Genomic DNA, 21,630 nt, shown 5'->3' with positions numbered 1-21,630 from the left:
GCCTGACGTCTCGTCATTTACCAGGCGCTTCCCGATGGTTGGAGAGGCTTGTGCAGCAACGCCCGACTCGGGGCCTTCGCCGCACGTGGCACGGTCGCGGTTCGTGCTGGTTCCCTAACCTGTTGATCGTTCCCAGCTGAGTTGGCACGATCACCCAGGTGCGGGGTTCCAGCAATCCGGTCGGCCGACCTGTGGAGGCGGCAGGTGGCGCGGGCAGCGGCGAACTGGACCGGTGTACGCGAGCAGGGTCCTGGCCCTGCGGAAGGCGCCGTTCCCGGAGAAGGTCTTCGGCGCCCGCCGCCAGGGCGTCGGGCATGGCTTCCTGCTCGAACCACCGCTCCGCGAGAACGAGGTGGCGGCGGGCCGCACTACAGCGTTTTCCCGCTCCACCACTCCGAGGACCCACGAGATCAGCGCGGCGATCGAACAGGCAGGCTGGCAGGCACCGGCCAATGGTGGTATGTCCCTTCTCTGGAAGGCCATTCCCATGGTGGGCAAGGGCGTCAGCTGCCGGACGGGACGCGCTCTTGAGGTCAGTGACCTTCCAACATCCTTCTACTCAGATGTCTTCGGAACCGGTCTCACGGTCGGCGTGTGGGGGCAGCGACCCGCGTTGCCGGTGTGGATCAGGCCGGTGCTCACCCCGCAGTCCGACGCGATCGACGCGGTGGGAGTGCGACAGTTTCGGGGCGTCGATGTCTCCCAGGTGGTGGAGACCGCTTATCGGACACACTCGTACTTCCTGGAGATCCAGTTGCAGTCGCAGTACTTCAACAGTGCCGGACCGGTCAATCAGACCGACTACGCCTCTGGCTCCCAATGTTGAGACTGTGGCATCGATCCGCTGTTGGACAGGCCCAGGGAGGATCGAGTCGGCGGATCGTGGAGGCCGCGATCGAGGAGTTCGGCCTCCACGGAAGCGAGCCGTCGGTCCTGGAACCGGAGGTTGGACTGGGCGGCCCGGAGCCGTTCCTGGAGGGTGCGTGACTCCGACTCCGCTTGGCGCAGGCGCTGTTTGAGCTGCGTGTTCTCGACCAGAGCCTGGGCGTGTTTGCGGTCCATCGGCTCCAGGCCGGCCTCGACGGACCGTTGAAGGTCCTCCATGCGTCAGGCTCCTCGGGCGCTTGCCTCGGCAGGGCGCATCGTTTCCACCACGCAGGTCGGCGTGGTGGAAACGGCGATTGCGCTAGCCGTCTGTGGCGTGGCGGTCTGTCAGGGTTTGCGGGCGACGCCGACGGCGGCGAGGCGGAGGACGGGGTGGGCGGCGGGGGAGGGGTCGTCGGTGCCGGGGCGCCAGTCGGGGACGATGACGACGCCGGGGTCGACGAGGTCGAGGCCGTCGAGGAAGGCGGCGACCTGGTCGAGGGTGCGGAACTGGCCGCGGCCGACGCCCTGGCGCAGGGCGGCCTCGGCCTCGGCGGTGTCGGCGTCGACCTCTGGGCCGACGGTGATCAGGTGGTGGACGAAGACATAGCTGCCGGAGGGCAGTTGGTCGACGAGGGTGCGGACGATGCCGTAGGGGTCCTCGTCGTCGAGGATGTAGTGCAGGATGCCGCACAGGAGCAGGCCGACCGGCTGGTCGAAGTCGATGTGGGCGCGCAGGACCGGGTCGGCGAGGAGCTCGTCGGGGTGGCGCAGGTCGGCGTCGGTGACGACGGTCTGCTTGTTGTCGGCGAGGAGCGCTCTGGCGTGGGCGAGCACGGCGCGGTCGTTGTCGACGTAGACGACGTGGGTGTCGGGTGCGATGCGCTGGGCGACCTGGTGGACGTTCTCGGCGGTGGGCAGGCCGGAACCGATGTCGATCAGCTGCCGCAGGCCGACCTCGCGGACCAGGTGGTCGACGACGCGGCGCAGCACGGCACGTTGCGCCTGCACGCCGAGGTGCACCTGGGGGAGAGCGACCGCGATCTGGTCGCCCAGAGCCCGGTCGGAGGCGTAGTTGTCCTTGCCGCCGAGGAGATAGTCGTACACGCGGGCTATGTTCGGCGGCGGGGTGTCCACGGATGCTCCACTCGGTGCCGGGCTTCGGGTGATCGAAGGTGGTCGGTGGCGATCATAGACGTGGCGGAGGTTGATCGGATGGCTGGGTCCGCCTGACGGATCACCAGAAAGCCTGTCGTGTCGCAGCAGTACGGTCCGAAGTGCAGTGCAGTGCAGTGCAGTGCGGAGCAGTGCAGTCCGGCGCGATGCAGTGCGATGCGGCGTGCCCGGCCGGCGGTGGGGTCCGGCGGTCTCCACCCCCGGCCGGGACGACTCGGAGGGCTCCCGGCGCGGGCCGGGATCAGATCTGCTTGAGGTCCGCCGTCAGGGTGGCGATGTCGATGCCGTTGACCGTTCCGGCCTCGTGGTACTCCTGGGCCAGCACCGCCCAGGCCTCGTCGCCGTAGGTCTGCCACCAGTCCCAGGCGACCTGCTGCACCGCGCCCCAGGTGACGACGTAGAGCCAGTCGGCGTCGTAGCCGAGCAGCGGGACCGCGTGGCCGCCCTCGATCGGCTGGCTCTGCCAGTTCTCCTCCAGCGTCCAGGGCTTGCCGTCCTGGAACTGCAGCTGCGCGTTCGCCGGGACCTGGATGCCCGCGTAGACGCCGCCGAAGAGCGAGATGGTCTGCTTGATCGCGGTCTGCGCGTGGACGTTGACGGGCGCGTAGGCGATGATCCGGTTGCCCCACAGGCCCTTCTTCTGCCAGGCGGCCAGCACCTGGGACTCGACGAGGCCGGTGTCCTTGCCACCGGAGAGGTGGAAGTACTGGTCCACCACCTGCTGCTCGGTGGGCACCGGGTCCGCCTGGGCCGTCTGTGCGTTCCACGACTGGATCAGGTGCGCCGCGGCAGCCATCGTGCAGTCGCCGTACTGGTCGTTGCCGTCCATCGGCCAGTCGTCGACCTTGGTCGCCCAGTCGACCGCGGCGGGCGGCTTGGGCAGCGGCGCTGCCGCGTAGGCGGTGAACTGCTTGAGGCCGACCGGGAACTGAGGTCCGAGCTTGCCGAACTTTCCTGCGACGCGCGCCATCTGCGCCCTTCCTTGGGAGGTGGTGACCCGACTGCGAACTTTGGCCGGTTTCCACCATTCCAGATCAAGTAGGCATGTACGAGACATTTGACACCACTCGTCCGGGTGAAGTCAGTGGCGCGGCGGCCGTCTGCGGAGGTCAGCCGAGTTCGGCCAACCGGCCTGCCAGGAAGGCTCGTTCCGTCTCGTTCGCGGTGAGCTCCAGGGCCGCGCGGTACTCGGAGGCCGCCTCCGAGTCGCGCGCCAGGCGGCGCAGCAGGTCCGCGCGCGCTGCGTGCAGGGGCTGGTACGCCGACAGCGGCTCGCGCAGGGCGTCGATCGCCGCGAGCCCAGCCTCCGGGCCCGAGACCTCGGCAAGCGCGACCGCGCGGTTGAGCGCGACGACAGGCGTCGGCGCCAGGCGGAGCTGCAGGTCGTAGAGCGCGAGGATCTGCTCCCACCGCTGCCGCTCGGCAAGGGAGTCGTCGCTGTGCACGGCGTTGACGGCGGCCTGGATCTGGTACGGGCCAGGAGCGCCCCGTCGCAGGCAGGCCCGGACGAGGGCCTGGCCCTCGTCGATCTCGGCCCGGTCCCAGCGACGGTGGTCCTGGTCGGCGAGGAGCACCAACGTGCCGTCGGCGCGCATCCGCGCCCCACGACGCGCGTGCGTCAGCAGCAGCAGAGCGAGCAGGCCGACCGCCTCCGGCTCGTCCGGCATCAGCTCGACCAGCACGCGGGCCAGGCGCAGCGCCTCGGCGCAGAGGTCCTCACGGACCAGGGTCTCGCCCACCGAGGCGGTCCAACCCTCGTTGAACACCAGGTAGATGGTGTCGAGCACACCCCCGAGCCGGTCGGGGAGCTCCGCCTCACGCGGGACCCGGTAGGGGATGCCGGCTTCCTTGATCTTGCGCTTGGCGCGGACCAGACGCTGGGCCATGGTCGCCTCCGGCACCAGGAAGGCGCGGGCGATCTCGGCGGTCTCCAGGCCGCCGAGCAGACGCAGCGTCAGCGCGACCTGCGCGGCGGGCGCGAGCGCGGGGTGGCAGCAGGTGAACAGCAGCCGCAGCCTGTCGTCGGACACGGGCCCCTCCTCCGCCGCGCGTTCCTCCTGGGTGGTCGTCGTCGCGTCGAGCAACTGGTGTGCCTGGCGGTGGCGGTCGTGCCGGGACGCCTCGCGGCGCAGCCGGTCGACGGCGCGGTTGCGCGCCGTCGTGGTGATCCACCCGCCGGGGTTGGGCGGCAGGCCGCGCAGCGGCCACTGCTCAAGGGCGACGGTGAAGGCCTCCTGGACCGCTTCCTCGGCGAGGTCGATGTCGCCGAGGAAGCGGATCAGGGTGGCCACGCAGCGGCCGTACTCCGCCCGGAAGACCTGCTCGGTCTCGCGGCGGGCGGCGGGCTGTTCGCGCTGGTCTTCTTCGGACATGCCGTCCATCCTGCCCAGGATGTCGGACAAGGTCGTCGGTCCTACTGCTCCGGCATGTCCTGGAAGGGCCGCACCTCGACCGGGCCCTGGCAGGCCTTGCTGCCCTCCGCGGCGAGCGCGAGCGCGGCGTCCAGGTCCGCGGCCTTGACCACCCAGAAGCCGCCCAGGTGCTCCTTGGTCTCAGCGAAAGGACCGTCCGTGGTGAGCACCTTGCCGTCCGGCTGGGTGCGGACGACGGTGGCGACGTCCGCGGGGAGCAGGCCGCCGGCGAAGACCCAGGCGCCGTCGGCCTGGAGCTTCTGGTTGAAGCGGTCCACGTCCGCGTACATGGTCTGCATGGTCTCCTCGGACGGCGGTTCCTGACCCTCGACCATGTGGACGGAGAGCAGGTACATCTTCGTGGCGCTCATGGCGAACTCCTCGTTGCGATCGGTGGTGCACGCGGCGATGCGTGCGGTGGTGCGTTCCGTTCCGGCCCGGCGTCCTGCCGGGCTGATACCACCACTACGAACGGGAACCGGCCGGATCGACACTCCGGCGGAAGGAAGTTCCAGGATTTTTCCGGCGGCCGGTCAGGACGGGCGCGGGCGGACCCGGGCGGCGAGGACGGCGATGTCGTCCTCGGCCTCGCTCGGGGTGGAGCTGTGCAGCGCCGCGTCGAGCAGGTCGTCCAGGTCGCCCGCGGCGGGCAGCGGCAGCGCGGCCAGGCGCTCCAGGGAGACGTCGATGTCCTCGTGGCGACGTTCGACCAGGCCGTCGGTGTAGAGCAGCAGCACGGCGCCGGGCGCGAGTTCGCGGACCAGCTGCTGGTAGCCGCCGACCCCGGTCCCCAGCGGCGGACCGCTCGGGACCGGGACGAGCTCGGTCACGCCGGACGGGCTGACGAGCGCGGGCGGCAGATGGCCCGCGCTGGCGAAGGTGACCCGGTCGCGGGCCGGGTCGACCAGTGCGAGCAGGCAGGTGGCGGGCCGGGCGGCGTCGTTCTCGGAGATCATCGCGTCGAGCTGCCGCAGGATGCGGTGCGGCGGGAGGTCCATCGCCGCGACGTAGCGCAGCATGGACCGGTAGGTGCTCATGTCGACCGCCGCCTCGACGCCGTGTCCCATGACGTCGCCGATCACCAGCAGCGTCCGGCCGAAGGGCAGGCGCACGCTCTCGTACCAGTCGCCGCCCACGACCGAGCTGCTGCCCGAGGGCAGGTAGCGGCAGGCGATCTCCATGTTCGGGTGCGGGTTGGCGGGCTCGGCCAGCAGCGCGCGCTGGAGCTCCAGGGCGATGCCCTGGGACCGCATGTAGCGGCGGGCGTTGTCGATGCTGAGGGCGGCTCGCCCGGCCAGGTCCTCGATCAGCGCGATGTCCTCGTCCGAGTAGCCCTCGCCCGAGCCGTGCCGGGCGCGGGCCAGGGTCAGGGCGCCGACGAGGTGGCCTCGGGCGGCGAGCGGGACGGCGAGCACGGACGCGATCCCCGCCGCGCGGTACACCTCCAGCGTCGCCGGGTCGGAGATGGCCGCCGCTCCCTCGGCCCCCTCGTCGATCGCGGCGAGGTCCAGCAGCAACGGCTTGCCCGCGACGAGGCTGCGGGCCACCAGCGAGCCCTCGCGATGCCGCACCGACTCGCCGGGGTGGGCCAGCGTGGCGAGCTGCTGGTGCAGTTCGGGCCGTGCGGCCACCGCGGCGCGCAGCAGCCGCAGGGTGCCCAGCGGCATGCCGAGCCGGTGCTCCGGCACGCCGGTCGGCAGGATGTCGACGGTGGTGAGGTCCGCGAGGTCCGGCACGGTGAAGCGCGCCAGCTCGGCGCAGGTGGTGTCGGTGTCCAGCGTGGTGCCGATCAGTTCGCCCGCGGCGGTCAGCGTGGTAAGACGTCGCCGCGCCCGCTCCTCCGCGTTCGCGTCTCCCGCGGCCACGCCGACGTCCGGCCTGCCGGATGTGACCTCCGACGGCGGGACGGGGGCGGTGGCCGCAGCCGCCTCGGGCGCTGTCGTCGCCGTCGCCGTGGCTGCCGCACCGGCCTCGGACTGCGCCGCTGCGTCCAGCAGTGCCACCACGAGCACCATCGCGCCGCCCTGACCCGCGCCGCCCTGACCCGCGCCGACGTCGCCTGCGCCTGCGCCTCCGCGCCGGGGCTCCTCGTCCCCGGGCCTGTGACCGGGGCCGGGCTCGGCTGGGCGGCCCGACTCGGCGGTGCGCCGGGCTTCCGTGTCCGGCGAGGTCTCCGGGCGGGTCGTGGCCTGGGGCGGGAGACCCGGCTCGACTGTCTCCTCCGGAGCGCCCGCGGTGGGTCCGGTCCCCGGTCGGCGACCTGTTCGGGCCGCCTCGCCGGTGTCGGCGCCGGGCTCGCGCGTGTCCGGGACCGCGGCGATGCGCTGGAGGCGCATGCGGATCGGCTCGTTGGCGGTGCCGGTGACCAGTTCGCGGGTGACGCCGTCGGTCAGGACCAGGGTGGCGGCCTGCGCTGCCGCGGCCGTCTCGTCCGGTGCACCGCGCTCGGGCACGTCCCCCATCGGTGCGGCGTCGAGCGGCCGGCCGGACGTCGCCTCCGCGGGCAGGCCGGTGAGGCGGAGAAAGGCGTCGTTCGCGTAGCGCCAGCGGAGCTCGGCGTCGAGGAGCGCGACACCGACGGGCAGCGCGTCCAGCACGCGGGACGACAGCGTTCCCCCCTCGGTCATGACGACGGCCGCCGCGTCGATGGCTGCCGCGGCGGCGTCCCGCTTCGGGGCCTCCGCGCCCACGTTCTCCCCTCGTCCCCCGATCGGCAAGAACTCAATCCATGATCACCCCGAGCCGGGCACGCCGCATCCGCGTCCCTGGCCCGAGCGTCCATCTTGCCCGAGCAAACGTGCGATCCGCGCCCCGAGCCGGAGAACCGGTGAGGAATCGCAGCGGGAACACAGGGGCGAACGGTGTGTGGCGAGCTGGACAGAATCAGGTAAGCAAGCTTTACGAGATTGACGCGCAGTTGTCATGATGGCGTCCCGTGAGCATCAGCCATAAGCGCCCCAAGCGGCGCACCCTTCTTCTCGCGTCGGTCGTGACGCTCGTCGTCGGGGCGGGCGTCTACGCGGCCGCGACCGCCGGCGCCTCGGTCACCGGCTCCTCCGCCGGGGCGACCACCGCCGGCCCGACCACCTCCGCGGCGACTGCCCAGAACTCGCCGGCCGGGACGAACTGGATCTCCTGGACCGGGAGCAAGCTGGTCTACGGGCACGACGCGCAGGGCAACCGCGTCCCCGACTACTCCTCCGCGGGCTACGAGGGCGGCGGTGTCCCGCTGCCCGTGGCCGCGGTCGAGCAGCGCGTGGGCGCGCCCAGCGGAGGGGACGACACCGCGCGCATCCAGGCGGCGATCAACGCGGTCTCCAGGCTGCCGGTCGGTGCGGACGGCCTGCGCGGCGCGGTGCTGCTCGCGCCGGGCGGGTACCGGATCGACGGTGCCCTGCACATCGACGCCTCGGGCGTGGTGCTGCGCGGCTCCGGCGACGGCGCGGGCGGCACCCGCCTGGTCGCGCACGGCGCGACCGCCCGCGTCCTGATCACCGTCGGCGGGTCCTCCCGCTACACGGTCGTCGGCGCGCCTGCCAAGGTCACCGACTCCTACGTGCCCGTCGGCGCGACCTCCCTCGACGTCGGGAGCACCACCGGCCTGAAGGTCGGCGCCGAGGTCGTCGTCCAGCGGCCGACCACGCAGGCGTGGATCGACGCGCTCGGCATGCGCGATCTCTGGTCGCCGAACTGGAGTCTGTACTCCGAGCGCCGGATCACCGCGATCAGCGGTCACCGGCTCACCCTGGACGTGCCGCTGACCACCGCACTCGAGGCGAAGTACACGCAGGCCACCGTCTACCGCTACACGTTCCCGCGGATCGACCACGTCGGCATCGAGGACCTGAGCGCCGACGGCAAGGCGATGGCCGCCGACCCGAACTACGCCAAGGACTTCTACGGCGCGAGCCTCTCCTCCTTCGGCGCGGTCCAGGACTCCTGGGTGCACGACGTGACCGGCGAGCACTTCGGCCAGGACGGGGTCACCGGTCTGGGCCCGCAGAGCCGCAGGATCACCGTGCTGCACACCGCCACGCTCGACATGCTGGTCAACGACGCCACCTCGGCCCGCTCCGACGGCTACACCCTCGAAGGCCAGCAGAACCTGATCCAGGACTGCCTGGTGACCGCGTCGAAGATCCACGCCTTCACCACCGAGGCGCACCAGTCCGGCCCGAACGTCTACTCGCGCTGCACCGCCAGGCTGACGCAGACGGCGTACGACGCGGGCGGCCACCAGCGCTGGGGCAGTGGCACGCTCTACGACCAGGTCACCGTCGCCGGGACGCTGCTGCTGGTGAACAACGGCAGCCGCGGTACCGGCCACGGCTGGTCGGACGCCAACAGCACCGCGTGGAACTGCGCCACCACCCTCGGCTACGAGATCCAGGCGCCGCCGACCGCGAACAACTGGGCGTTCGGCTGCGCCGGCAAGCTGCTCCCGGGCTCGAACGGCCAGGTGGCCGGCGGCGGCAAGACCGTGCTTCCGGCCAGCCTCTACGACGAGCAGCTGCGCGAGCGCGGGCTGCGGACGATCGGCTGAGCCCCTCGGGGCCGCCGGCTCTCACGTCAGGCCTTGAGCTTGGCCCAGACGGTCTCGAGCGCGTCGATGTCCGCATCGTCGAGGCGCTGGTCGAAGACGTCGGCCAGCGCCGCCCGGCGGGTCGCGTTCGCCTCGGCGAAGGCGGCGAGGCCCTCGGGCGTCAGCGCGATCTCCACCGAGCGCGCGTCGTGCGGAGCGGGTGTGCGGGCGACCAGTCCGCGCGCCTGCAGCGCGTCCACGACCCGCGACACCTGCGGTCGGCTCAGCAGCGTCTTCGCGCCCAGCGCGGATGCCGGCACCGGTTCGGTCTGCCCATTGAGCCAGAGCATCACCTCGAACCAGGAGAGGGGCAGCTCGTGCGCGCGCATCAGGGCCCGGTCGACGTGGGCGGCCAGCGTGGTGCCGGCCCAGATGAGACCGTAGAAGGCGTGGTCGCGGGCGGAGAGTTCGCCCATGGTCGGCTCGGCGCGGGTCATAACGACAGCTTATCGGGTTGCGTGCGCGTGCACAGAAGTCGTAGGGTGTGTGCGCACGCACAGAAACGGAGTCTGGCATGGTTGCCGACGGAACCACTCGCATCGTCCTCATCACCGGCACCTCCTCGGGGATCGGCCTCGCTTCGGCCGTCGCGGCGGCCCAGGCCGGCTGGCACGTCGTCGCCACCATGCGCGACACCGCCAAGTCCGGCCCGCTCACCGCCGCCGCGGAGGCGGCCGGCGTCGCCGACCGCGTGGAGCTGCGCCGCCTCGACGTCACGGACAGGGAGTCCGTCGCCACCTGCCTGGAGGAGGTGCTGGCCGCCCACGGCCGCCTCGACGCGCTGGTCAACAACGCCGGGGCCGGCGTCGTCGGCACGGTCGAGCAGGGTGGCACGGAGCTCTTCCGCTCCGCGATGGAGGTCAACTTCTTCGGCGTCGTCGAGATGACGGGCGCGGCGATGCCGCACCTGCGCGCGACGGGCGGCCGCGTCGTGACGGTCACCAGCGTCGGCGGCGTCGTCGGCCAGCCGTTCAACGAGGCCTACTGCGCAGCGAAGTTCGCCGCGGAGGGCTTCCTCGAGTCACTGGCGCCGGTCGCCGCGTCCGTGGGGGTCAAGGTCACGGTCGTGGAGCCGGGCGCGGTGGCGAGCGAGTTCGTGGCCAGCCAGGAGCTGGACATCCCGGCGATGGTGGCCGCGGCCGGCCCTTACGGCCCCGCGCTCGAGTCCTACGTCGCCCGCACGCGCAACGCGTTCGCCGCCGCGCAGTCCTCTGCGGACGCGGCCGCGTCGATCGTCGACGCCCTGAACGCACCGGAGCCGCCGTTCCGGATCCAGACCAGCGACGCCGCCCGCGCCTTCGTCTCCCCCAAGCTCTCCGACCTGGACGGCTCGGCCGTCCAGAAGATGACGTCGGGTTGGGTCGGCCTGTGATCCGGCGGCCCGCGCACCGCGGACGCGCCCTGACGCGCGGCCACCGTGCGCGGGCGCGACGCGCGGGGCCTGAACGGTGGCCTTCGGTCCCGCCGGGCCGCTGCACCGGCCCCGCCTCGGGAGCCGAGGCGAGCTCGGCGCAGGGCTGACACGTCGCCCCACGACGCACCGCCCACTCTGCCCCCGGGCATGGGGTTCGTCCGGTCGGGCGAGTGAGCGTGCCGGGTCCGTCGTGCCTCCGGCCGTGCGCGCGGCGGCGTCGGGAGTTCAGCGCGGGGCTAACCCAGGGCTAACCCGCCTGCGCTGCGGGCTTGGTGAGAAAGTGTTTCAGCTTCTGCCAGGGCCAGGTGTTGATGACGTCCTCCGTCCCCAGCCAGGCGCGCTGGGCCGTGCCCACGCCGAACCGGGGGTTGGCCAGCTGCGGCGTCGAGTGCGCGTCGCTGTCGATCGAGAAGCGGACGCCCGCCGCGCGGGCCGCGCGGACGTGTTCGTCGTTGAGGTCCATCCGTCCCGGCGCGGCGTTGATCTCCAGGGCCGTGCCGGTCCGCGCCGCCGCCGCGAAGACCGCGGGCCAGTCGACGTCGATCGGCGCCCGGCGGCCGACCCGGCGCGCGCTGGGGTGGCCGATGATGTGGACGTGCGGGTTCTCGCACGCGCGGATCAGGCGACGCGTCTGCGTGGCGCGGTCCGCGCCGAAGTGGGAGTGGACCGAGGCGACGCAGACGTCGAACCCGGCCAGGAACTCCGCGGGCCAGTCCACCGAGCCGTCGGGGGCGATGTTCAGCTCGGTGCCGTGGAGCAGGCGCATCCGCCCGTAGGCGCGCGCCTCGGCGAGTTCCCGCAGGCGGGCCCGCTGGGCCAGCATCTTCTCGTCCGTCATGCGCTGCATGACCAGGTCGGGGGCGTGGTCGGTGACGGCGTAGTACGCGTAGCCGCGGGCCTTCGCGGTGGCGAGCATGTCCTCAAGCGAGGCGACGCCGTCGGTGAGATCGGTGTGGGTGTGCAGGTCGCCGCGCAGGTCACGCTCGGTGACGAGGGTCGGCAGCTCGCCCACCGCCGCGGCCTCCACCTCGCCGCGGTCCTCGCGCATCGTCGGCGGGATCCAGGGCAGGCCGAGCGCGGCGTAGACGTCCTCCTCGGTCGCCGAGGCCACGTTGGCGCCGGTCTCCTGGTCGAACAGGCCGTACTCGGAGAGCTTGAGGCCCGCCCGGACGGCCATCGTGCGCAGCTTGATGTTGTGCGCCTTCGAGCCGGTGAAGTAGACCAGCGCCGCGCCCCACGCCTCCGGGGCGACCACGCGCAGGTCGATCTGCAGGCCGGCAGCGGTGCGCACGGACGTCTTGGTCGAGCCCTGGACGATCACGTCCGCCACCACGGGCAGCGCGACGAAGGCCTCCATCAGCGGCGCCGATTCGTGGGCCGCGACGAGGACGTCCAGGTCGCCGACGGTCTCGCGCAGGCGGCGCAGCGAACCCGCCCAGGTGCAGCGCAGGCAGCCGGGGACGGCGCTGAGCGCCGCCGTCACCTCCTCGGCGAGGGACGTCGCGGTGCCGAGGTCGGCGCGGCCGGCCGAGGCGTGCAGCACGTCCAGGCCGTGCAGGATGTTCTCCTCCGTGCGGCCGCCGAAGCCCGGCAGATCGTGCAGGCGCCCGGCCTGTGCGGCGGCGCGCAGCTCCTCCACGGTGGAGACGCCCAGATCCTGGTGCAGGGTCAGCGCCCGTTTGGGCCCCACGCCGGGCACCTTCATCATCGCCCGGACCCCGGGCGGGATCTTCTGGCGCAGCTTCTCGACGGCCTCGAGGGAACCGGTGCGACGAACCTCGTCGATCTTGCCCACCGTCGACTTGCCGACGCCGGGGATCTCCAGGATGTCCTTCGGGTCCATGGCGGCCAGGTCGGCGGGCCAGCCGCCGATCGCCCGCGCGGACTTCTCGTAGGCGCGAGCCCGGAACGCGTCCCCGCCGGTGATGGTCAGCAGGTCGGCGTACTCCTCGAGCAGCGCCTGGACCTGGTCGTTGAGCCGGGCCATGGGCTCAGCGTAGGTCGGGAGCGTCCGCCTCGCCGCCCAGGATGGCCCCGCAGCGCCAGCAGCGCGCCGGGCGGGCCTCGTCCTGCACCGCATCACACTCCGGGCACAGCCGATGCAACCAGCACGCGGCCTCGCCGCCTTCCTCCGGCTCCCCGGGTCCGCCCTCGTCGTCGTAGTCGCTCACAACTGCCACGTTAGTCCGGGCCGCCCAATACCCGGCAATGCGGGGCAGTGCGGCAGGCCCCGGCTGGGGGTGCCGGTGGAGGCGGCCCGATCTACGGTGAGAGCGTGTCTGAAACGGGTGAAACCGGTCAAAGCGTGCGCCCCGGTGGGCGGATGAGCTCCGCCGGTAGCGTGTTCTGGGCCTTGCTGCCGCTGTTCACGGTGGGCATGGGGACGGCCGCCGTGGCCGGGTGGGCCGCCTGGCGGCTGCGCTCGCGGGTGGTGGCCGCACTCGCCGCCGTCGACGCGGCGGTCACCGTCGCCGCGCTGTGGCTGGCGCAGGCGCCGGCCGACAGCCCGCAGAACTCCGCGGCCGGCGCGCTGATCGTCACCGTGCTGGTCGGCGGGGGACTGGCGACCACCTTCGCGCTGCGCCCGAGGCTGGTCGGACCCTCCGCCCAGGACCCGGCCGTCACCGCCGCCCTCGACCGGCGCAACCGCCGGGCGCAGGCGCGCGAGCTCGTGGAACGCGATCCCGGACTCGCCCGCGAGCTGGGCATCGGACGGCCCGACCTGACCCACCAGTACGACGACGGCGGGCTCGCCGACATCAACCACGCGCCCGCGCCGGTGCTGGCCGGGCTGCCCGGAATGACCCCGGAGTACGCCGAACGGATCGTCGCCGCGCGCGGCGAACGGGGCGGGTTCGGCAGCGTGGCGGAACTCGAGGTCTGGGCGGACCTGCCGCCCGGCGTCGCCGAGGAGCTGGCCGACCGCGTCGTCTTCCTCCCGTAGGCGCCGCCCGAACGCGCCGCCCGACGGTCCCCGCGAGGGGCCCGCCCGACGGCCAGGACCCAGCGGCCGCGCGACCTTTCAGGACCTTCACACCGTCCGACACCGCCGCCCGCGCCTTCCCGCGCCATGAGGCCGGATAGCCTTGCCTCGACAGGAGCGTGACAAGGAGGCACCACTGACGCAGCCGGCCGGGAAGAGCGATCTGCAGGTGCTGCGCGCGCTCGGAACCGGCCTCGGCGGACTCGACGAACGGCAGGCCGAGCTGCGCCTGGTCGAGCACGGCGAGAACGTCCTGCCAGTTCCCCCGTCGCCCTCCTTCGCCGGGCGCGTCGCCGCCCAGGCGCGCGATCCGTATGCCGCGACGCTGTGCCTGCTCATCGCGGTCACCTGCCTTTCCGGCGCGTTCCGCAGTGCGGCCGTGCTGTCCGCGCTCGTCGTCGCCGGGGTCGCGCTGCGGCTGGTCGGCGAGCGGCGCGCGGAGCAGGACGCCGCCGCGCTGCGCGGACTCGCGGAGGGCACCGCGACGGTCCTGCGCCGCCGCGTCGCCGCGGACGGCGGCCCGGACCGGGCCCACGCCCGGGAGCTGCCGTTCGACCAGTTCGTGCCGGGCGACCTCGTCCGCCTCGCCCCCGGCGACCGGGTGCCCGCCGACCTCGTGCTGGTGCGTTCCAGCGGGCTGACGCTGGACCAGTCGGCGCTGACCGGTGTCAGCCTGCCCGTGGTCAAGCACGCCGCCGGGGTGTCGACGGCCGCCGCATCCGGCCTCCACACGCCGGACAACGCGCGGGTCTGCCTGCGCGGGTGCACCGTCGTGCACGGCACCGGAACGGGTGTCGTCGTCGCCACCGGCGCCGACACCCACCTGGCGGGACGGCCCGCGTCGACGACTCTCCCCGGTCACCCGGGCGCGTTTGACGTGGCGGCGCAGCCCGACGAGCCGTCGCCGCGCCGGACCGCGTTCGACCGCACCGCGCGCGCCGTCTCCGGGCTGCTGCTGCGCCTGACGCTCCTTTCCGGCGCGGCCGGCCTGCTGGTCGGGGCGTTGGCGGAGGGACACAGCTGGGAGGTCGTTCCCTACGCGGCGGCCGTCGCCGTCGGTCTGACGCCCGAGATGCTGCTGCTGGTCGTGACCGCCGCGCTCGCCCGCCAGTCGGACCTGCTGCGGCGCGGCGGCGTCTACGCCCGGCGGCTCACCGCCGTGCACGACCTCGGCACGCTCGACGTGCTGTGCACGGACAAGACCGGCACTCTCACCCGCGACCGGCTCGTCCTCGACGCGGGACTCGACCCCGAGGGCCACCCGGACCCCGCGCCCGCGCACTGGGCCGCCGTCACCAGCCTGGTCTGCACCGACCTCGGCGACCCGCCGCTGGTCGACTCCGTCGACGAGGCCCTGCTCGACGCCGCCTGGGCGGCGGACCCGGACTTCGCCGACCGGCTGACGGGCGTCTTCGCGGTCCCGTTCGAGCCGAGCCGCCGTATCGCCGTCGCCGTGGTGCACGGACCCGTCGGGCTCGGCGCCAGGACGATCTCCGTCACCGGCGCCGTCGAGGACGTACTCGCCCGGTGCGCCGGCGAGCGCGTCGCGGGTCGGGAGCGGACGCTGACCCAGGAGCGGCGGGACGCGATCGTCGTCCTCGCGGACGCCCGCGCCGCGGACGGTCTGCGCGTGCTGGCCGTGGCGACCGCCGAGACCGACGTCCCGGTGGCCGGACCCGGCGCCCGCGCGGCCCGACGCCGTGCGGAGGACCCGTACGGACTGACCCTGCTGGGCCTGGCCTGCCTCGCCGACGCGACCGAGCCGGACGCCGCCGCAGCCCTCGGGGACCTCGCCGCCGCCGGCTTGGCGGTGAAGATCGTCACCGGCGACCGCGCCGGAGCCGCCGCGCTCGTCTGCCGAGCCGCGGGGCTCGAACCCGGCACTCCGCTGCTGGGCCCGCAGGCCGACACGATGGACGACGCGGAACTGCGTCGCACGGCCGAACGGACGACCGTCTTCGCCCTCTTCACCCCCGCGCAGAAGGCCCGGCTGGTGCGCGCGCTCCAGGCGTCGGGCCACACCGTCGGCTTTCTCGGCGACGGCCTCAACGACCTGCCCGCGCTGCACGCCGCCGACGTCGGCGTCAGCTCGCCCGCCGCCCTCGACCCCGGCCCCCGCCGCAGCGCCGACCTGGTCCTCGGTGCGGACGCCCTGCGCCACCTCGCCGGTGCGCTCCGCGCCGCGCGCACGGCGGTCGCCAACGTGGGCAACTACCTCCGGATCACCCTCGCCTCCAACCTGGGAAACGTCCTCGCGATGCTGGCGGCGGGCGCGGCCGTGCCGTTCCTTCCGATGCTGCCCGCGCAGGTCCTGGCCCAGAACCTCTGCTTCGACGTCGCGCAGCTCGCCCTCGCCTTCGACCGTCCCCTGCGGGACGGCGCGGCGACGGCCGCACCGCGTCGGCTCACCCGCGCCCACCTGGCGCGTTACGCGCTCTTCTTCGGCGCCGTCAACGCCTGCGCGGACGTGGCCACCTTCGCGGTGCTGCGCTTCCTCTCGGCAGGCCTCGACGCCTCCCACGCGGAGGTGCTGTTCCACTCCGGGTGGTTCACCGAGAACCTCATCACCCAGGCCGTCACCGTCCATCTGCTCCGCACGTCCGCGCGCCGCACGCGGGCGTGGGCGCCCGCGGCCCGGCCGGTCCGCGTCGCCAACCTCGGCCTGGTCGTCACCGGCATCCTGCTCCCGGCGACCCCACTGGGCGCGTCCCTCGGTCTGCGCCTGCTGCCGGGCGAGTTCTACGCCCTCCTCGCCGTGATCCTCGCCGCCTACGCGGCGGCCCTGCTGGCCGGCAGACGGTTCGTCGCCGCGTTCCGCGCCGCCGCCGTGCGCTGAGCCGCGCCGCTCTCGCCCCCGGCCTCGACCGGGATCCGGCGTCCGGCCGGTGGTCGGTCGCGTCGTGAGGCCCGGTCGGGGTGCGGGTCGGCGTTGAGTTGCGGTGTTCCGGGTGGCGTGGGGACGGCTCGGGCGCGGCGCGCCGCCAGGACCGCCGCCGTCGACGCGACTGTCGCCGAGCGCGGTGTGGGCGGCGTCGACGGGGGGTGGCGGTCAGGTTGCGGTGTTCGGGGCGGCGTGGGGACGGCTCGGGCACGGCGCGCGCCACCCAGTGGTGGTGGGTCGCGGCGCGAGGGTGTCCGGGGGCGGGCGCTTTCGCCGGGGCGGTCGACCTACGCCCGGCGCCACTCCGGGGCGCGCTCGCGGGGGCGCCAGGTGTGGCGGGGGAGAGGGGGCCTGTCGGCCGCGCCGGCCTGGAGTGCTGTGGGCGCGCGTGTCGCGGGCGGGACCAGCGCCGGGGCCCGGGTGAGCGCGGCGGCCTGCGGATGACGGCCGCGGTATCGAAGCGGAGTGGGGGACTGGGCGAGGAGCGCCGCCAGGACCGCCGCCGTGGCGCGGCTGTCGCCGAGCGCGGTGTGGGCGGCGTCGACGGGGGTGGCGGTCAGGCTGCGGTGCAGGGCGGCGAGGCCGTAGCCGGGGCCGTCGAGCTGGGCCCGGGCGGTGACGAGCGTGCACAGCCCCGGCCAACGCGGCCTGCGACGCCCGGCCCGACGGAACTCCGCCGCGAGGAACGCGTCCTCGAAGGCGAGGTTGTGTGCGACGACGACCGTCCCGGCCAGCAGGCGCTCCAGCTCGGGGGCGACCTCGGCGAACGTCGGCGCGCCCCGCACCTGCTCGGCGGCTATCCCGTGGATCGCGGTCGCGTCCATCGGACGCTGCGGGTCGAGCAGCGTCACGAACTCGTCCAGCACCTCGCCGTCGGCCCGGAAGCGCACCACCCCGATCTCGCAGACCCGGTCGACCGCGGGGTCCAGCCCCGTCGTCTCCAGGTCGACCGCGGCGAAGACGAGCGCGCCGGGGGCGACGCCGTGTCTGCCGTGTCGGCGGGAGCGCGTCAGGGCGCCCGCGTCGAAGCAGCTCAGACGGGCGCGCCGACCGCGCCGACCGCGCCGTGAAAGGCCCACGCGGCCCAGCACGTGGCGGGCCCTGGCCCGCAGCAGCGAATCGCGCATCGTCTTCTCTCCCAGCCCCTGCTCCTGGCCCTGTACCTGGCCTTGTCCGCCGGCTTGTCGCTCCGGCCCGTGCCTCGGGGCGCCCCGGGCTGATCTTCTTCGCAATGTAGCCGCCGGGTCTGACAGCGGCCCGCCGACGCCCTCGGGCAGAACGCCGGTCGAGAACTGTCCGTTCGGGCGTCGACGCGCCTACCCTGGAGGCGTCCGGCACGGACCGATGCCGGCGCGCGCGTCTGTGCTTTCGCGGAGGCGATCACCGTGCGAACTCGTTCTTCTTCTCCCCGCTCCCGGTCCCGCTTCGCTCCGGACCGCCAGCTCACGGTGCGCATGGCCACCGTGGTCTTCCTGCTCGGCCTGCTCTACGTCGTCTTCGCCGCGGTGCTGGTCGCACTGCTGAAGTCGGCGGTGCTGGTGGTGCTGGTCGCGGGTGGCCTGCTTGCCGCGCAGTACTGGTTCTCCGACCGGATGGCGATCTTCGCCCTCAAGGCGCGGGAGGTCACGCCGCAGGAGGAGCCGCGGCTGCACGGCGCCGTCGACCGGCTCTGCGCGCTGGCGAACATGCCGAAGCCGCGGCTGGCCGTGGCCGAGACCGACCTGCCCAACGCCTTCGCCACGGGCCGCGACGCCGACCATACGGTGCTCTGTGTGACCACCGGCATGCTGCGTCGCCTCGAGGGCGACGAACTCGACGGGGTGCTCGCGCACGAGCTCTCCCACATCGCGCACCGGGACGTCGTGGTGATCACCGTCGCCTCGTTCCTCGGCGTGCTGGCGGGGCTGGCCGTGCGCGTCGGCTTCTACTCCGGACTGGTCGGCGGGCGCGCCCGCCGTGACCAGAACACGGCGCTGATCGTCGCCGCCGTGGTCGTGGTGTCGGCGGCGGTGTACGCGCTGAGCTTCATGATGATCCGTGCGCTCTCCCGCTACCGTGAGTTCGCCGCGGACCGCTCCGCCGCGCAGCTGACGGGGCGCCCCTCCGCGCTCGCCTCCGCGCTGGTCAAGGTGAGCGGCACGGCCGCCCGCATCCCGACGAAGGACCTGCGCACCGCACAGGCCTTCAGCGCCTTCCTCTTCGCGCCGGTGCCACGGGAGGGCGAGCACGACGGCGAGGGGCGGATGGCGCAGCTGATGTCGACCCACCCGACCCTTCAGTCGCGCCTCGACGCGCTGGAGCGCATCTCCCACGACCTCGGCGAGGCCTGAGGGCTCAGAGGCTCCCGGTGTGCGCCAGGCTCACAGCGTGGCTCACAGCGTGCGCGTCATGAAGGTGCTCAGCGGATCGGGGCGGTACTCGGCGAAGGGCTCGCACTCGGCGAAGCCGAACTTGGCGTAGAGGCGTCGCGCCGGCAGGAAGAAGTCCGCTGAGCCGGTCTCCAGGCTGATCCGCGAGAAGCCCAATCCTCGCGCCTCCGCGAGGATGTGGTCCAGCAGCAGCGAGGCGACGCCGCCGCGCTTGCGCGCGACGGCCGTCCGCATCGACTTGAGCTCGGCATGGCCGGCGTCGAGACGCTTGAGTGCGCCGCAGCCGACCAGCTCCTCGCCGTCGTGGACGGACCAGAAGACGACCTCGGGGCGGCGCAGGCCGTCCAGATCGAGCGCGTGCTTGCTCTCCGGCGGCGAGATCTCCCGCATCTGCCGCACGTGCTCCTCGAGGAAGCCCGCGATCCGCGTGCCTGACAGGTCGTCGACGACGATTCTCACGCTGTTGCCGCACCGTCCGTTTCCGGCTCCGCCCATGTCTGTACTGACATGCGTCTTCACTGACATACAGACAAGTCGACAGAGGTTACCTGGGCGTTACGGTGTCGTTGCCGTGCCTCGCGCCGGGACCGGCCGGAGTCAGCCGGCCGTCTCGTCGAGGCGGAAGCCGACCTTCAGGCCGACCTGGAACTGCTTGACCTCGCCGTTCTCGATCGAGCCGCGGATCTGGGTGATCTCGAACCAGTCCAGGCCGTGCAGGGTCCTCGACGCGCGTCCGAGCGCGCTGCGGATGGCGGCGTCGACGCCGTCCGCGGACGTGCCGACGATCTCGGTGACGCGGTAGGTGTGGTCGCTCATCTCGGCCTCCATCGAAGGGCAGCTCACTCCACCTTCGCGCAGAGCGCCACCGCCCGCCACGCGGACGGTCCTCACCCGGACGGCGCGGCCGGGCTGCGACGTCCAAGGGGCGGGCCTAGCGTCGGAGCAGGGCCGAGAGGCTCGTGTCGCCGAGCCTCGGGAGGAACGCAGATGTCCCGCAGCCGATCCGTCGCCGCCCTGCTGGGCGGGGCCGTGCTCGTCGTGGCGCTGGCCGGGTGCTCGGACCCGCCCCAGGGGACGGTGACGGCGACCAACCTCGACGGGACCGTCGTGCAGATCCTCTCGAACCCGACCGCCACCTCCTGCCACCGCTTCGCGCCCATCGGCGTGACGACGGTGATGAACGGCACGATCGCCGACATGCGTCTGTACTCGTCGACGAACTGCAGCGGCACCAACGTCTACCTCTCGACCAACACGTCCGTCGGCGCCTCGAGGCCGAGCGGGCTCGGCCAGATCTTCCGCAGCTTCTCCTTCGTCGGCCAGTAGCGGCCGGCCGCTGCTCAGCAGCGCCGGTGCCGGTCAGTTCACGCCCACGGCGTCCAGACGCGGGACCGCGTCCAGCAGGGCGCGGGTGTACTCGTGCCGAGGGCTCGTCAGCTCGGCCGCGGACAGTGTCTCCACGACCTCGCCCTCGCGCATCACCGCGACCCGGTCGCTCACCGAGCGCACCACGGCCAGGTCGTGGGCGATGAACACGAGCGTGAGCTCGAACTCCTCGCGCAGCTCCCGCAGGAGTGAGACGACCTGGGCCTGGGTGGTCACGTCCAGCGCCGAGACCGGCTCGTCGCAGACGACCAGCTTGGGCCGCAGGATCAACGCGCGGGCGATCGCCGCGCGCTGGCGCTGGCCGCCGGAGAGCTGGTGCGGGTAGCGGTCCGCGTGGGCGGCGTCCAGGCCGACGCGTTCGAGCAGGCCGACGGCCTCGGCCCGCAGCTTCGCCTCGTCGCGTCCGCCGTGCACCCGCAGCGGCTCGGCCACGGAGTCGCCGATCAGGCGGCGGGGGTTGAGCGAGGACGTCGGGTCCTGGAAGACCATCTGCAGCTCGTGGCGACGACGGCGCAGCTCCCGGCCGCGCCAGGAGGCGAGATCCTGGCCCTCGAAGCGGACGCTGCCGCCGGTCGGGTCCTGCAACCGGACCAGGGTGCGGCCGAGCGTGGACTTGCCCGAGCCGGACTCGCCGACGACACCCAGGGTCTCGCCTCGGCGCACCGTCAGGTCCACGCCGCGCAGGGCCCGGACGGAGCCGAAGTCGACCCCCAGTCCCTCGGTCTCGACGAGGACGTCGTCCGCCCGTGGCGCGTCCCGTTCCGGCAGCGGTGCGTCGAGGCGCGGCACGGCCTGCAGCAGAGCCCTCGTGTAGGGGTGCTCGGGCCGGCCGAGCAGGCGCGCGGTCGCACCCCGCTCGACGGCGCGGCCCTGGCGCAGCACCACGACCTCGTCGGCCAGCCCGCCCACCACGCCGACGTCGTGGCTGACGAGCACCAGCGCCATGCCGGTCTCCTCGCGCAACTCGTCCAGCAGACGCAGGATCTGCGCCTGGACGGTCACGTCCAGTGCGGTGGTCGGCTCGTCCGCGACCAGGACGCGCGGGCGCAGCGCGAGCGCCATCGCGATCAGCACGCGCTGGCGCATGCCGCCGGAGAACTGGTGCGGGTAGTCCCGGGCCCGCTTCGGGTCGATCCCGACGCGGTCCAGCACCTCGGCCGTGCGCAGCCTGGCGTCGGCGCGCGAGGCGCCGGTGTGCAGGCGGTAGGCGGTGGCGATCTGGGTGCCGATGCGCCGGTAGGGGTCGAGGCTGGTCAGCGGCTCCTGGAAGACCATGGCCAGCTCACGGCCGCGCACGGTGCGCAGCTCGGCGTCGCTCGCCCGGTTCAGGTCGAGCACGGGGCGGTCGTCACGGTGCAGCAGGACGCCGCCCTCGACCTGCGTCCGCGTCCCGCGGTGCAGGCCGAGCAGCGCGAGCGCGGCGGCGGACTTGCCGGAGCCGGACTCGCCCACCAGGCCCAGCACCTGACCGGCCGCCAGCTCGAAGGAGAGCCCGTCGAGGGCGGTGACCGGCCCGGGGTGGATCACGCGCAGGTCTTCGACCTGCAGAACGGGGTGGGTCATC

At 73.3% G+C, this 21,630-nt stretch carries 20 protein-coding genes; 7 read left to right on the top strand and 13 right to left on the bottom strand.

What is annotated here, in order from left to right; genetic code table 11:
• Positions 1-232: 232 nt before the first annotated feature.
• Positions 233-826, top strand: a complete 594-nt coding sequence (locus tag TR49_RS27995; protein WP_042386622.1) for a hypothetical protein — start codon at positions 233-235, stop codon at positions 824-826.
• On the opposite strand, the gene TR49_RS43120 is transcribed toward TR49_RS27995, so the two are convergent.
• From TR49_RS43120 to TR49_RS40405, 6 genes are all read right to left on the bottom strand, one after another.
• A complete protein-coding gene (locus tag TR49_RS43120; protein ID WP_152627493.1) occupies positions 802-1,104 on the bottom strand; it encodes a hypothetical protein in 303 nt (100 codons plus the stop codon). The two genes, TR49_RS27995 and TR49_RS43120, sit on opposite strands and share 25 nt — an antisense overlap.
• A 108-nt stretch (positions 1,105-1,212) precedes the next feature.
• Positions 1,213-2,001 carry an SAM-dependent methyltransferase gene (locus TR49_RS27990; protein WP_268874123.1) on the bottom strand — a complete coding sequence of 263 codons (789 nt, stop codon included), beginning with the start codon at positions 1,999-2,001 and terminating at the stop codon, positions 1,213-1,215.
• Between the two features lie 280 nt (positions 2,002-2,281).
• Positions 2,282-3,010 carry a hypothetical protein gene (locus TR49_RS27985; RefSeq protein ID WP_042386621.1) on the bottom strand — a complete coding sequence of 243 codons (729 nt, stop codon included), beginning with the start codon at positions 3,008-3,010 and terminating at the stop codon, positions 2,282-2,284.
• 139 nt (positions 3,011-3,149) lie between these two features.
• Entirely contained in the window at positions 3,150-4,412 is a 1,263-nt protein-coding gene (locus TR49_RS27980) for an RNA polymerase sigma factor (RefSeq protein ID WP_042386620.1), read from the bottom strand.
• A gap of 41 nt (positions 4,413-4,453) precedes the next feature.
• Positions 4,454-4,822: a YciI family protein gene (locus TR49_RS27975; protein WP_042386619.1), complete on the bottom strand. Its 369-nt coding sequence runs from the start codon at positions 4,820-4,822 to the stop codon at positions 4,454-4,456.
• 162 nt (positions 4,823-4,984) lie between these two features.
• The gene (locus TR49_RS40405; RefSeq protein WP_052434712.1) at positions 4,985-7,141 is read right to left on the bottom strand and encodes a PP2C family protein-serine/threonine phosphatase; all 2,157 of its coding nucleotides are present in this window, start codon (positions 7,139-7,141) and stop codon (positions 4,985-4,987) included.
• Positions 7,142-7,386: 245 nt separating this feature from the next.
• On the opposite strand from TR49_RS40405, the gene TR49_RS27965 reads away from it, so the two are divergent.
• Positions 7,387-8,994, top strand: a complete 1,608-nt coding sequence (locus TR49_RS27965; RefSeq protein WP_174501615.1) for a peptidoglycan-binding protein — start codon at positions 7,387-7,389, stop codon at positions 8,992-8,994.
• A 26-nt stretch (positions 8,995-9,020) separates the two neighbouring features.
• Here TR49_RS27965 and TR49_RS27960 read toward each other — a convergent pair whose 3' ends face one another.
• The gene (locus TR49_RS27960; protein WP_042386618.1) at positions 9,021-9,470 is read right to left on the bottom strand and encodes a MarR family winged helix-turn-helix transcriptional regulator; all 450 of its coding nucleotides are present in this window, start codon (positions 9,468-9,470) and stop codon (positions 9,021-9,023) included.
• Positions 9,471-9,547: 77 nt separating this feature from the next.
• Between TR49_RS27960 and TR49_RS27955 the strand changes: the two genes are divergently transcribed.
• On the top strand, positions 9,548-10,405 hold the full coding sequence (locus TR49_RS27955) for an SDR family NAD(P)-dependent oxidoreductase (protein WP_042386617.1): 858 nt from the start codon (positions 9,548-9,550) through the stop codon (positions 10,403-10,405).
• 289 nt (positions 10,406-10,694) lie between these two features.
• Here TR49_RS27955 and polX read toward each other — a convergent pair whose 3' ends face one another.
• A complete protein-coding gene (gene polX / locus TR49_RS27950; protein ID WP_042386616.1) occupies positions 10,695-12,434 on the bottom strand; it encodes a DNA polymerase/3'-5' exonuclease PolX in 1,740 nt (579 codons plus the stop codon).
• A 4-nt stretch (positions 12,435-12,438) separates the two neighbouring features.
• Entirely contained in the window at positions 12,439-12,618 is a 180-nt protein-coding gene (locus tag TR49_RS27945; RefSeq protein WP_052434711.1) for a hypothetical protein, read from the bottom strand.
• Between the two features lie 152 nt (positions 12,619-12,770).
• On the opposite strand from TR49_RS27945, the gene TR49_RS27940 reads away from it, so the two are divergent.
• Both TR49_RS27940 and TR49_RS27935 read left to right on the top strand, forming a co-directional pair.
• Positions 12,771-13,391 (top strand): ComEA family DNA-binding protein, encoded by a 621-nt coding sequence (locus TR49_RS27940; RefSeq protein ID WP_084725534.1) that lies wholly within the window; start codon positions 12,771-12,773, stop codon positions 13,389-13,391.
• Positions 13,392-13,533: 142 nt separating this feature from the next.
• A complete protein-coding gene (locus tag TR49_RS27935) occupies positions 13,534-16,266 on the top strand; it encodes an HAD-IC family P-type ATPase (RefSeq protein ID WP_052434709.1) in 2,733 nt (910 codons plus the stop codon).
• 332 nt (positions 16,267-16,598) lie between these two features.
• Here the strand turns inward: TR49_RS27935 and TR49_RS27930 are convergent, their stop codons facing one another.
• The gene (locus tag TR49_RS27930) at positions 16,599-17,438 is read right to left on the bottom strand and encodes a 3'-5' exonuclease (protein ID WP_052434708.1); all 840 of its coding nucleotides are present in this window, start codon (positions 17,436-17,438) and stop codon (positions 16,599-16,601) included.
• Positions 17,439-17,696: 258 nt separating this feature from the next.
• Here TR49_RS27930 and htpX point away from each other — a divergent pair, with 258 nt between their 5' ends.
• A complete protein-coding gene (htpX, locus tag TR49_RS27925) occupies positions 17,697-18,641 on the top strand; it encodes a zinc metalloprotease HtpX (RefSeq protein ID WP_439654135.1) in 945 nt (314 codons plus the stop codon).
• A 42-nt stretch (positions 18,642-18,683) separates the two neighbouring features.
• Here htpX and TR49_RS27920 read toward each other — a convergent pair whose 3' ends face one another.
• Together TR49_RS27920 and TR49_RS27915 are read right to left on the bottom strand one after the other, a co-directional pair.
• Positions 18,684-19,139 carry a GNAT family N-acetyltransferase gene (locus TR49_RS27920; RefSeq protein ID WP_042386648.1) on the bottom strand — a complete coding sequence of 152 codons (456 nt, stop codon included), beginning with the start codon at positions 19,137-19,139 and terminating at the stop codon, positions 18,684-18,686.
• A 138-nt stretch (positions 19,140-19,277) separates the two neighbouring features.
• Complete coding sequence (locus TR49_RS27915) at positions 19,278-19,496, bottom strand: dodecin (protein ID WP_042386647.1); 219 nt, start codon at positions 19,494-19,496, stop codon at positions 19,278-19,280.
• 171 nt (positions 19,497-19,667) lie between these two features.
• Here TR49_RS27915 and TR49_RS40400 point away from each other — a divergent pair, with 171 nt between their 5' ends.
• Positions 19,668-20,006, top strand: a complete 339-nt coding sequence (locus tag TR49_RS40400; protein WP_052434707.1) for a hypothetical protein — start codon at positions 19,668-19,670, stop codon at positions 20,004-20,006.
• Between the two features lie 33 nt (positions 20,007-20,039).
• On the opposite strand, the gene TR49_RS27905 is transcribed toward TR49_RS40400, so the two are convergent.
• Positions 20,040-21,629 carry a dipeptide ABC transporter ATP-binding protein gene (locus tag TR49_RS27905; RefSeq protein ID WP_042386612.1) on the bottom strand — a complete coding sequence of 530 codons (1,590 nt, stop codon included), beginning with the start codon at positions 21,627-21,629 and terminating at the stop codon, positions 20,040-20,042.
• Position 21,630: the final 1 nt, after the last annotated feature.

This window comes from Streptacidiphilus melanogenes, from assembly GCF_000787835.1.
Classification (GTDB): domain Bacteria; phylum Actinomycetota; class Actinomycetes; order Streptomycetales; family Streptomycetaceae; genus Streptacidiphilus; species Streptacidiphilus melanogenes.
Note: the sequence above shows the minus strand (reverse complement) of the source record. Positions and strands in the feature narration are given on the sequence as shown.